General features: G+C 72.1%; 10 protein-coding genes. 7 read left to right on the top strand and 3 right to left on the bottom strand.

The window, feature by feature from the left end; all coding sequences use genetic code 11:
* Positions 1-55: 55 nt before the first annotated feature.
* Entirely contained in the window at positions 56-1,276 is a 1,221-nt protein-coding gene (locus H9640_RS01720) for a sugar ABC transporter substrate-binding protein (RefSeq protein WP_191788997.1), read from the bottom strand.
* Positions 1,277-1,514: 238 nt separating this feature from the next.
* Here H9640_RS01720 and H9640_RS01715 point away from each other — a divergent pair, with 238 nt between their 5' ends.
* Together H9640_RS01715 and H9640_RS01710 are read left to right on the top strand one after the other, a co-directional pair.
* Positions 1,515-2,552: a LacI family DNA-binding transcriptional regulator gene (locus H9640_RS01715; protein WP_307824130.1), complete on the top strand. Its 1,038-nt coding sequence runs from the start codon at positions 1,515-1,517 to the stop codon at positions 2,550-2,552.
* Between the two features lie 197 nt (positions 2,553-2,749).
* Positions 2,750-4,555, top strand: coding sequence for a glycoside hydrolase family 13 protein (locus H9640_RS01710; RefSeq protein WP_191788995.1), 1,806 nt, complete (start codon positions 2,750-2,752; stop codon positions 4,553-4,555).
* 110 nt (positions 4,556-4,665) lie between these two features.
* Here H9640_RS01710 and dusB read toward each other — a convergent pair whose 3' ends face one another.
* Both dusB and H9640_RS01700 read right to left on the bottom strand, forming a co-directional pair.
* Entirely contained in the window at positions 4,666-5,877 is a 1,212-nt protein-coding gene (gene dusB / locus H9640_RS01705) for a tRNA dihydrouridine synthase DusB (RefSeq protein WP_372440737.1), read from the bottom strand.
* 94 nt (positions 5,878-5,971) lie between these two features.
* The gene (locus tag H9640_RS01700; RefSeq protein WP_191788994.1) at positions 5,972-7,360 is read right to left on the bottom strand and encodes a glycine--tRNA ligase; all 1,389 of its coding nucleotides are present in this window, start codon (positions 7,358-7,360) and stop codon (positions 5,972-5,974) included.
* 279 nt (positions 7,361-7,639) lie between these two features.
* On the opposite strand from H9640_RS01700, the gene H9640_RS01695 reads away from it, so the two are divergent.
* Genes H9640_RS01695 through H9640_RS01675 form a run of 5 tightly spaced genes read left to right on the top strand, consistent with a single transcriptional unit; the run spans position 7,640 to position 11,646 of the window.
* Positions 7,640-8,662 (top strand): metal ABC transporter substrate-binding protein, encoded by a 1,023-nt coding sequence (locus H9640_RS01695; RefSeq protein ID WP_191788993.1) that lies wholly within the window; start codon positions 7,640-7,642, stop codon positions 8,660-8,662.
* Positions 8,659-9,540, top strand: coding sequence for a metal ABC transporter ATP-binding protein (locus H9640_RS01690; protein WP_191788992.1), 882 nt, complete (start codon positions 8,659-8,661; stop codon positions 9,538-9,540). The genes H9640_RS01695 and H9640_RS01690 overlap by 4 nt, the downstream gene beginning before the upstream one ends.
* 23 nt (positions 9,541-9,563) lie before the next feature.
* Positions 9,564-10,469 carry a metal ABC transporter permease gene (locus tag H9640_RS01685; RefSeq protein ID WP_191789157.1) on the top strand — a complete coding sequence of 302 codons (906 nt, stop codon included), beginning with the start codon at positions 9,564-9,566 and terminating at the stop codon, positions 10,467-10,469.
* Entirely contained in the window at positions 10,457-10,852 is a 396-nt protein-coding gene (locus H9640_RS01680) for a Fur family transcriptional regulator (RefSeq protein WP_191788991.1), read from the top strand. The genes H9640_RS01685 and H9640_RS01680 overlap by 13 nt, the downstream gene beginning before the upstream one ends.
* Positions 10,849-11,646: a DedA family protein gene (locus H9640_RS01675; RefSeq protein ID WP_307824131.1), complete on the top strand. Its 798-nt coding sequence runs from the start codon at positions 10,849-10,851 to the stop codon at positions 11,644-11,646. The genes H9640_RS01680 and H9640_RS01675 overlap by 4 nt, the downstream gene beginning before the upstream one ends.
* The last annotated feature ends 2 nt before the right edge of the window (positions 11,647-11,648 follow it).

The raw sequence follows: 11,648 nt of genomic DNA, 5'->3' as shown, positions 1-11,648 counted from the left end.
GCGCGCCCGGGGCGGGCCGGGGCGGGGGGGCCCCCACGGCCAGGGTGTCAGGTGATCAGGAACCGATCGCTGCCTGGATGTCGGCGATCATCTTGTCCCAGGTGGTGATCGGGTCGGCACCGCCGACGATCGCTGCCTCGGTCACGCCCCAGAAGCTCCACACGGAAGCCATCTCGGGGATCGAGGGCATGGGCAGGGCGTCGGCACCGACGGCACGGAAGCCGGCGATGATCGGGTCCTCCGCGGCGGCCTTGTCAGCCGAGACGGTGAGGGCCGGCGAACGGTTGCCGGCCTTGTACAGGGCCGTCTGGGCCTCCTCGGTCGAGAGGAAGTTGACGAGGAAGTCGTTGGCGACGAGCGCGTTCTTGCTCTGGTTGCTGAGGTAGAAGCCCTGCACGCCCACGAACGGCTGCGCGGTCTGGCCACCGGCGCTCGGGATCGGGTCGATCGCGAGGTCCAGGCCCTCGAAGGACTCGATCATCCACGGGCCGCCGACGATGAAGGGCGACTCGCCGTTCTTGAAGGCCTCGACCGCGATGTCGTACGTCGTGTCCTGGCTGAGCGTGCCGGCTGCGCCCTGCGCACCGAGCCACGTCGCGAACGCCTGGCCCTCGGGGCCGCCCATCGCGAGCTCGGAGCTGTAGGAGCCGTCCTCGTTCTGCGCGAACACGGGGGCGCCGAACGACGTCTGGAACGGGTAGTGCGTGTAGGGGTCACCCTTGGCGCCGTCCGACTGGACGAGGATCGGGAACTTGGTCCCGGCGGCCTGGCCGGCGGCGACGGCCTCGTCCCACGTGGCGGGGGCGGTCGCGGCGAGCGCGGTGTTGCGGATCAGGGCGATGTTCTCGGTCGCGTAGGGCAGGCCGTAGACCTGGCCGTCCTGCGTGAAGGCCTCGATCGAGACCTTCTCGAACTCGGCGGCCTTGTCGCCCAGCTCGAGCGGTGCGACGACACCGTTGGTCGTGAACTCGCCGAGCCAGTCGTGCGCGCCGACCGTGATGTCGGGGCCCTTGCCCGTCGGGACCTGCGCGAGGAAGTCCGCGCGGATGTCGTCGAAGTTCTTGAGGACGACCTCGACCTTGGTGCCGGTCTCGGTCTCGAAGGCCTTCGCGGCATCGGTGACCGCGGCCTGGCGGGTCTCGTCGACCCAGACCGTCAGCGCACCAGTCGTGTCCTCGGACCCCGTGGTGGGGTCGTCTCCGCTACCGCCGCCGGAGCAGGCTGTGAGCGCCAGCGTGGTGCCGAGCGCTGCGGCAAGAAGGATGCTCCGTCGCATCTGAGTCACTCCCAAGCAATCGAGATGTCAGCCGAGGGTGGCGAACCTGCCCTCCTCGGCCCTGATGGGGACGACCGTACGACGCCGGGTAGCCATGATGCAAGCGCTTGCGGTAACTTTCATGCAACGCATTGCACATCACGGTGAAACAGCTCATCGCGCACCGCCTCCGGGACTGCGACATCCAGCCCGCGAGCAACCAGGACGAGGAGGTCCGGTGTCCCCTACACTCCCCCACGTGCGTACCCGTCTCACAGATCTGGCCGAGCAGGCCGGCGTCAGTACTGCGACGGTCTCGCGCGTCCTCAACGGCAAGGTCGGCGTTGCGAGCGAGACGCGCCAGGCCGTCCTCGCCGCTCTCGACCTCCTCGGGTACGAACGCCCGGAGAAGCTTCGCAACCGTTCCGCCGGCCTGGTCGGCCTGATCGTCCCGGAGCTGACGAACCCCGTCTTCCCCGCGTTCGCCCAGGTCGTCGAGTCCCTGCTCTCGGAGCACGGCTACACGCCCCTGCTGTGCACGCAGTCGCCGGGCGGCACCACCGAGGACGAGTACGTCGAGATGCTGCTCGACCACGCGGTCGACGGCATCGTCTTCATCTCCGGCCTCCACGCCGACACCCAGGCCAGCCACGAGCGCTACGAGCGCCTGCGCAGCCGCGGCATGCCGATCGTGCTCGTCAACGGCTACGCACCGGGCGTGGACGCGCCGTTCGTCTCGCCCGACGACGTCGCGAGCGTCGAGCTCTCGGTGCGCCACCTGCAGTCGCTGGGGCACCGCAAGATCGGTCTCGCGATCGGTCCGGGACGCTTCGTCCCGGCCCAGCGCAAGCTGGCGAGCTTCGCGGACTCCCTCGTGCGGCACGGGCTGGTCGACGACGCCGACCAGGCCTCCGAGCACATCGTGGTCACGCTCTTCACGGTCGAGGGCGGGCAGGCCGCGGCCGGCGAGCTCATCGACTCGGGACACACCGCGATCGTGTGCGGCTCGGACCTCATGGCGCTCGGCGCCATCCGTGCCGCACGGTCGCGCGGGCTGCGCGTCCCCGAGGACGTGTCGGTCGTCGGCTACGACGACTCGCCGCTCATCGCGTTCACGGACCCGCCGCTCACGACCGTGCGCCAGCCGGTCGCCGCGATGGGCCAGGCGGCCATCAGCGCGCTGCTCACGGAGATCTCCGGCGACCGGGCGCCCCGGTCGGAGCTGTTGTTCCAGCCGGAGCTGATCGTGCGCGGGTCGACGGGCGCCGCGCCGAGCGGTCGACTCGACAACCCCTAGCCGCAAGCGCTTACACTCGGACGACGGCTCGACGCGACAGCCCTCCTGTCGCGCCCTCGGTCGCCGTTCCGGTGATCCCCGAGGCGCTCGCGCCCGGATCCCCGCTCGGACCGTCGCACCGCAGCCGGTGCACGGCCCGGCGCCACCCAGAACTCGCAGCACCCAGCCACACCCCGCACAGTGAGGACCTGTACTCCATGTCTCGTATCGATTCGACCACGGCGCCCGAGGTCGACTCCGCCACGGCGCTCACCGCCACCCAGCTCGTCCACGCCGCCCACGAGGGCCCGGGCGAGTGGTGGCGCGACGCCGTGATCTACCAGGTCTACCCGCGCTCCTTCGCGGACGGCAACGGCGACGGGATCGGCGACCTGCCCGGGGTGACCGCCCGCCTGCCGCACCTCAAGGCGCTCGGGATCGACGCCGTCTGGCTCTCGCCCTTCTACCGCTCGCCCCAGAAGGACGCCGGCTACGACGTCTCCGACTACCGCGACGTCGACCCGCTGTTCGGCACGCTCGCCGACTTCGACGAGATGCTCGCGAAGGCCCACGAGATGGGCATCCGCGTCATCGTCGACGTCGTCCCGAACCACACGTCGGACCAGCACGCCTGGTTCGTCGAGGCGCTCGCCGCCCCCGAGGGCTCGCCCGAGCGTGCCCGCTACCTGTTCCGCGAGGGCAAGGGCGAGAACGGCGAGCTGCCCCCGAACAACTGGCAGTCGATCTTCGGCGGCCCGGCCTGGACCCGTGTGACCGCTGGCGCGGACGCGCACGTCGTGACCGGCGCCGAGGGCGAGGTGCCCGGCCAGTGGTACCTGCACATGTTCGACTCGACCCAGCCCGACCTCGACTGGAGCAACCCCGAGGTCCGCGCCGAGTTCGAGGACGTCCTGCGCTTCTGGCTCGACAAGGGTGTGGACGGTTTCCGCATCGACGTCGCGCACGGCATGGTCAAGCAGGACGGTCTGCCCGACTGGGACGGCACCGTCTCCATGGTCGAGGGCACCGACACGGGCGCCCCCGAGGACGGCTCGACCGGCGCCGGCAACTCCGGCCCCATGTTCGACCAGGACGGCGTGCACGACATCTACCGCGCCTGGCACAAGGTCCTCGCCGAGTACGACGGCGACCGCGCCCTCGTCGCCGAGGCCTGGGTCGAGCCGCTCTCGCGACTGGCACGCTACGTGCGCCCCGACGAGATGCACCAGGCCTTCAACTTCTCGTTCCTCACCACGGCCTGGGACGCCGCGCCGCTGCGTGCTGTCGTCGCCGCGTCGCTCAACGCGTCCGACGAGGTCGGCGCGCCCACCACCTGGGTGCTGTCGAACCACGACGTCGTGCGCCACCCCTCGCGCCTGGGCCTGGCCGAGCCGGGCCTGCGCCCCAACGGGATCTTCGCGCACGAGCCCCAGCCCGACGAGGAGCTCGGCCTGCGCCGGGCCCGCGCCGCGAGCCTGCTCATGCTCGGCCTGCCGGGCAGCTCCTACCTGTACCAGGGCGAGGAGCTCGGGCTGCCCGAGCACACGTCGCTGCCGAACGAGGTCCGCGAGGACCCCGCGTTCTTCCGCACCGAGGGCGCCGAGGCGGGCCGCGACGGCTGCCGCGTGCCGCTCCCCTGGTCGGCCGAGGCCCCCGGCCTCGGGTTCGGCCCCACGGGCAAGACCTGGCTCCCCCAGCCCGAGTCCTACAAGGCCCTCGCGGCCGACGCGCAGTACGGCGTCGCCGGCTCGACGTTCGAGATGTACAAGGCCGCGCTCGAGATCCGCAAGGCCGAGAACCTCGGCGCGGGCTCGCTCGCCTGGGTCGACGCCTACGCGGACTCGACCGACGTGATCGCGTTCCGCAACGGCGACGTGGTGGTCCTGGCGAACCTGGGCTCCGAGCCCGTCGTCCTGCCCCGCGGCGCGCAGGTGCTGGTCGAGAGCGGACCCACGTTCTCCGACCGCAGCGCCGACCCGCAGGTGCGCGTGCCCTCCGACACCACGGTGTGGTTCCGCGCGTGACCTGGTAGCCCGGGCTGCCCGACGGCCCGCCCGCCCCCCGCCCCGGACCCGCCGCCCGGGTACGGGAGTAGCTCCTCCGGCGCCGGGCCGTCGTCGTGCCTGCCGTGGCCTCAGCCGCCGGAGACGCTCAGCTCGGCCTCGCGCAGCTTCTCCTCGAACTCCTCGGAGAGCTCGCGCGAGTCGAGCCAGCCGTACGGCAGGTGTGGCTTCTTGGGCGAGCCGGCGCGGCCGCGCTGCCCCTCGGCGGCCTCGCCCGGGTAGGGCTGGTCGAGGTCGAGCGCGTCGAGCTTGCCCCGCAGCTCGTCGAGCGTCGAGACCATCGCGAGACCCTGACGCGCCTCGCCGCCCACCGCATAGCCCTTGAGGTACCAGGCCATGTGCTTGCGCAGGTCCCGCATCCCCTTGCCCTCGTCCCCGCCGAAGTACTCGATCATGAGCTCGCCGTGGCGGTAGATGGTCTCGGCGACCTCGCGCAGGCCGGGCGTCACGCGCGCGTCCGAGCCGGAGAAGGCCGCGGCCAGGTCCGCGAAGAGCCAGGGCCGCCCCTGGCACCCGCGCCCGACGACGACGCCGTCGCATCCCGTCTCCCGCACCATGCGCACGGCGTCCTCGGCCGACCAGATGTCGCCGTTGCCGAGGACCGGGATCTCGGTCACGGTCTCCTTGAGGCGCGCGATGGCGGACCAGTCCGCGGTGCCGCTGTAGTAGTCGGCGGCGGTCCGCGCGTGCAGGGCCACGGCCGCGACGCCCTCGCGCTGGGCGATGAGCCCGGCCTCGAGGTACGTCAGGTGGTCGTCGTCGATGCCCTTGCGCATCTTGATCGTGACGGGCACGCCGTACGGCTCGGCCGCCTTGACCGCAGCGCGCACGATCGAGGTGAACAGGTCCCTCTTCCACGGCAGCGCCGAGCCGCCGCCCTTGCGCGTGACCTTGGGCACGGGGCAGCCGAAGTTGAGGTCGACGTGGTCCGCCCGGTCCTCGCCCGCGATGATCTTGACCGCGGCGCCGACCGTCGCGGGGTCCACGCCGTAGACCTGGGCCGAGCGGGTCTTCTCGTCGTCCTCGAACGTGACGATGCGCAGCGACTCCTCGTTGCGCTCGACGAGCGCGCGGCTGGTCACCATCTCGGCGACGTACAGGCCTGCGCCGTGCTCGCGGCACAGCCGACGGAAGGCGGCGTTGGTCACGCCCGCCATGGGGGCCAGGACGACGGGGGTCTCGACGACGTGGGGCCCGATCCGCAGGGGCGGCAGCACGTGTCCGGTTGCGGGCGCCGGGGTCTCGGGCGCACGCGTGGCGTCGGAAAGGGTGGGGAGGGTCACCCGGCCATTCTCCCACCAACCCCCGGCAGGAGAAAAAGGGCCGCCGTCCACGGGTGGACGGCGGCCCTTCTCCGGCCCCGGAGGGGCGGGCGTGCTAGGCGCCGAGGAGGCGGGCGCCCAGGTACGCGGTGACCTGGTCGAGCGCGACGCGCTCCTGGGCCATGGTGTCCCGGTGACGGATCGTCACGGCCTGGTCGTCGAGCGTGTCGAAGTCGACCGTGATGCAGAACGGGGTGCCGATCTCGTCCTGGCGGCGGTAGCGGCGGCCGATCGCCCCGGCGTCGTCGAAGTCGACGTTCCAGAACTTGCGCAGCTCGGCGGCCAGGTCGCGCGCCTTGGGCGAGAGCTGCTCGTTGCGGCTCAGCGGCAGGACCGCGGCCTTGACGGGCGCGAGACGCGGGTCGAGCCGGAGCACCGTGCGGACGTCGGTGCCGCCCTTCGCGTTGGGCGCCTCCTCCTCGTGGTACGACTCGACGAGGAAGGCCATGAGCGAACGCGTCAGGCCCGCGGCGGGCTCGATGACGTACGGCACGTACTTCTCGTTGGTGACCGGGTCACGGTAGGTGAGGTCCTTGCCGGAGTGCTCGGAGTGCGTCTTGAGGTCGAAGTCCGTGCGGTTCGCGACGCCCTCGAGCTCGCCCCACTCGGAGCCCTTGAAGCCGAAGCGGTACTCGATGTCGACCGTGCGGGTCGAGTAGTGCGACAGCTTCTCCTTCGGGTGCTCGTAGAGGCGCAGGTTGTCGCGGTCGATGCCGAGGTCGACGTACCAGTTGGTGCGCAGGTCGATCCAGTACTGGTGCCACTCCTCGTCCGTCCCGGGCTCGACGAAGAACTCCATCTCCATCTGCTCGAACTCGCGCGTGCGGAAGATGAAGTTGCCCGGCGTGATCTCGTTGCGGAACGACTTGCCGATCTGGCCGATGCCGAAGGGCGGCTTCTTGCGGGCCGCGCCGACGACGTTCTGGAAGTTCACGAAGATGCCCTGCGCGGTCTCGGGGCGCAGGTAGTGCATCCCGGACTCGTCCTCGACCGGGCCGAGGTACGTCTTGAGCATCATGTTGAAGTCGCGGGGCTCGGTCCACTGGCCGCGCGTGCCGCAGTTGGGGCAGGCGATCTCGGCGAGGCCGCCCTCGGGGGCGCGGCCCTTCTTCTCCTCGAACTCCTCGATCATCTGGTCCTCGCGGAACCGCTTGTGGCACGAGAGGCACTCGGTGAGCGGGTCGGTGAAGACGCCGACGTGGCCCGAGGCGACCCAGACCTCGCGCGGGAGGATCACGGAGGAGTCGAGGCCCACCACGTCGTCACGGCTCGTGACCATGGTGCGCCACCACTGCTTCTTGATGTTCTCCTTGAGCTCGGTGCCGAGCGGCCCGTAGTCCCAGGCGGACCGGGTACCGCCGTAGATCTCGCCCGAGGGGAAGACGAACCCGCGCCGCTTGGCGAGGGAGACGACGGCATCGAGTCGAGAAGGCGCAGTGGCCACAGTTGATCACTCCAGGGAAATCGTGCGTACCCCGCACGTGGCTTCGTGCGGGACGTTGCGGGACGCCGGCGCCCCGGCCGTCGCCGTGAGGCGGACGGCCCCGTGGGCACCAACGTCCCAGGTTACTCGGTCTTTCCCTGGGGGGAGAGCGCACGAGGGGGCGCGCCGGCCCGACGGCGAGCGGCGCCGTCGGGCCGGCGGTTCCCCCGGGTGGGGTGTCGGCCAGGCCACACCGACCCTTGTTGACATTCGTTATCAATATCAGTGACGATGGATGCCATGCCCCGCCACCTCCTCCGCCACCGCGCTGCCCTCGCCACGTCCGTCGCCCTCGCGACGACGCTCACCCTGGCGGCCTGCGGGTCCGGGGGCACGTCGGGCGGCGGCGGGTCGGGGGGGCCGGACGGCGCGGACGGTGCCGTCGACGTGCTCGCCTCGTTCTACCCCCTGCAGTTCGTGGCCGAGCGCGTCGGCGGCGACCGGGTCACGGTCGCCAACCTCACGCCGCCCGCAGCGGAGCCCCACGACCTCGAGCTCTCCCCCGCCCAGGCCCGCTCGATCGGAACGGCCGACCTCGTGGTCTACCAGTCCGGCTTCCAGGCCGCGGTCGACGAAGCCGTCGACGCCCGCGACCCGGCACACCTCGTGGACGCGACCGAGGCCGCAGGCCTCGAGGAGCACCCGGGCGAGGCGACCACGGACGCGGCCGAGGGGACGGCCACCGAGGACGAGCACGCCGCGCACGACGACCACGCGGACGACGGGCACGACCACACGTCGGAAGGCGGCCTCGACCCGCACTTCTGGCTCGACCCCGCCCGCCTGGTCCCGGTCGCCGAGCAGGTCGCGGCCGAGCTGAGCGCGGTCGACCCCGACGGCGCCGACGAGTACGCGGCCAACCTGGAGACCCTCACGGCCGACCTGACCGCGCTCGACGCCGAGTACGAGGCCGGCCTCGCGAGCTGCGCGAGCCCGTACCTCGTCACGTCGCACGAGGCGTTCGGCTACCTCGCCGAGCGCTACGGGCTCGAGCAGGTCGGGATCACGGGGATCGACCCCGAGGCCGAGCCCTCTCCCGCCCGGCTGCGCGAGGTCGCCGACATCATCCGCGACCACGGCGTGACCACGATCTTCTTCGAGACCCTCACGAGCCCCAAGGTGACCCAGACCCTCGCGCGGGACGTCGGGGTCCAGGCCGCGGTGCTCGACCCGCTCGAAGGCCTGAGCAAGGACGGGACCGACTACCTTGGCGTCATGCGGACCAACCTGGAGGCGCTGCGCACCGGCCTGACCTGCGCATGAGCACCTCGTCCCTGACCTCTCCGGACCACCCCGCGGACCGCGCCGCGGGGACACCCGCGATCGAGGCCCGCGGCGTGCACGTGCGGCTCGGCAGCAGCGACATCCTGCGCGGCGTCGACCTCACGGTCGAGCGCGGCGAGGTCGTCGCGCTGCTCGGCGCGAACGGCTCGGGCAAGTCGACGCTCGTGAAGTCCCTCGTGGGCATCGTCCCGCTCGCGGCGGGGCACGTCCGTCTCCTGGGGGCCGAGCTCGGCCCCCGGGTCCCCTGGGCGCACCTGGGGTACGTGCCGCAGCGCGTCTCGGCGCAGACGGGCGTCCCGTCGACGGCCGAGGAGGTCGTCGCCTCAGGCCTGCTCCACGGCCGTCGCATCCGCCTGCCGCGCGGCTGGCGCACCACGGCGCGCGAGGCGCTCGACCGCGTGGGCCTCGCCGACCGGGCACAGAGCGCCGTGCACGAGCTCTCGGGCGGGCAGCAGCAGCGGGTCCTCATCGCCCGGGCGCTGGCGCGCAGCCCCGAGCTGCTCATCCTCGACGAGCCCGTCGCGGGCGTCGACCAGCCCAGCCAGGAAGCGTTCGCCGCGACGCTCACCGAGCTCACTCGCGGTGGCATGACGGTCCTGGTCGTCCTGCACGAGCTGGGTGCGCTCGCGCCCCTCATCCAGCGGTGCGTGGTCCTGCGGCACGGCCTCGTGGTGCACGACGGCGCCCCGCCGCAGGCGACCGCCGAGCACGCCGGCCCCGACCACGAGCACCTGCACCCGCACGGGGACGACGCCGAGCACGGCACCTCCGCCGGGATCGACATGGGCCTCATCGACGCCCCGCTCACGCACCACAACCCCGCCCCCGCCCGCATCGACCGTGGAGCCGCCTCGTGAACGCCCTCGACGAGCTGGTCGGGATGCTCACCGACCCCTTCATGCAGCGCGCGCTCGTCGCGGCCGTGCTGGTCGGCGTGACCGCGCCGGTCATGGGGACCTACCTCGTGCAGCGCAAGCTGTCGCTGCTCGGCGACGGGATCGGGCACGTGGCCCTCACGGGCGTGGCCCTGGGCTGGCTCGTCGGCGGCGCCATGGGCGTCGTGCCCGACGACGCCCTCGCCATCCCCGGTGCGGTCGTCGCGGCCGTGATCGGCTCCGTGATCATCGAGATCGTGCGCGAGCGCGGCCGCACGAGCGGTGACGTGGCGCTGGCCCTGATGTTCTACGGCGGCATCGCGGGCGGCGTCCTGCTCATCGGCGTCGCCGGCGGCAGCTCGGGCAACCTCATGCAGTACCTGTTCGGGTCGATCTCGAGCGTCTCCCCGACCGACCTGTGGCTGACCCTGATCCTGGGAGTGCTCATCCTCGCGGTCGGCATGGGGCTGCGCGCCGCGCTGTTCGCCGTGAGCTACGACGAGGAGTTCTCGCGGGCCTCGGGGCTGCCGGTCCGGGCCCTCAACATCGCGATCGCCGTCATCGCGGCCCTCACCGTGACCGTGGCCATGCGTGTCGTCGGCCTGCTGCTCGTGAGCGCCCTCATGATCGTGCCCGTCGCGATCGCGCAGCTCGTGACGATCTCCTTCCGACGGACCATGGCGCTGGCCATGGTGATCGGCGTCGTGGTCTGCGTGGTCGGGCTGTCCGTCACGTACTGGCAGACTCTGTCCCCGGGGGCCACGATCGTCGTCCTGGCGATCGCCCTCTACGCGGTCGTGGCGGTCCTGCGGCCCGTGCTCGTGCGGCGCAGGCCGCGCACGTCGCACGACCCGCACCCCGACATCCCCGACGACGTCCACGTGGAAGGTGGCGAGCGATGCAGCGCATGACCCGTCAACGGGCAGCGGTCTCCGAGGCCCTGGAGGACCTGCCCGACTTCCGCAGCGCGCAACAGCTCCACGAGCTGCTGCGCGCTCGCGGCGATGCCGTGGGTCTGGCGACCGTCTACCGCACCCTGCAGACCCTGGCCGACGGCGGAGACGTCGACGTCCTGCGCACCGAGGACGGCGAGAGCCTGTACCGCAAGTGCGAGCGGACCGAGCACCACCACCACCTGGTGTGCCGCTCGTGCGGCAAGGCCGTCGAGATCGACGGCCCGACCGTCGAGACCTGGGCCTCCCAGGTGGGATCCGCGCACGGCTTCACGGACATCCAGCACACGATCGAGCTCTTCGGCACGTGCGAGGCGTGCCGCGCGAAGCAGGCGTCGTGAGCGTGCTGCTCCTCCTGGGCCCGACGGCGTCGCTCACGTCCGCGCCCTCCCTCGCGCGGGGCGTGGAGGTCGTCACCGCGGCGGACGGTTCGACGGGGATCTTCACGATCGACGGGGTCCCGTACTGGATCATCTACGCCGCGGCCTTCGCGATCGTGTTCGTCCGCGCGCAGGCCACGTACTGGGTCGGTCGCGGCGTCGCTCGCGGCACGGGCAACACCCGGTGGGCCCGCCGCCTCGAGAGCGAGCGCGCCCAGCGGGCGATCGCCACGATCAACAAGTGGGGGCCCATCGCGGTCACCCTGTCGTTCTTCACGGTCGGGGTCCAGACCGTCATCAACCTGACGGCGGGCTACACGCGCATGCGGCTCCCGCGCTACCTCGCGGCGCTGCTGCCGGGGTGCGCGATCTGGGCTGCCATCTGGACGACGATCGGGATCGCGGCGTTCAACACGGCCGTGCTGCTCGCGGCAGGCAGCCCGGTCGGGCTGGTCGTGCTCGTGCTGCTCGTCGCCGGGCTCGTGGCATGGGTCGTCGTCGCGTCGCGGCGACGCCGCTCACGTGCCGCCCGCGACGACGACGCGACCCTCGCGACGTCGTCGGGCAACGACGCCCCGGCCAGGACCGAGGCGACGGACGGGCCGCCGCGGACGACCGGGAGCAACCCGTTCGGTGACGTCGCGGACCTGCTGCTCGACGCCCCGGACGACGGCCCCGGCCCCACGCAGGCGCGTCGTACGCGCAGCGACCCCGCGGACCCCTCGGCCGAGCCCGCGGAGCCCGAGCGCGACTGAGC

The sequence above is a fragment of the Oerskovia gallyi genome, from assembly GCF_014836745.1.
Classification (GTDB): Bacteria; Actinomycetota; Actinomycetes; order Actinomycetales; family Cellulomonadaceae; genus Oerskovia; species Oerskovia paurometabola.
Note: the sequence above shows the minus strand (reverse complement) of the source record. Positions and strands in the feature narration are given on the sequence as shown.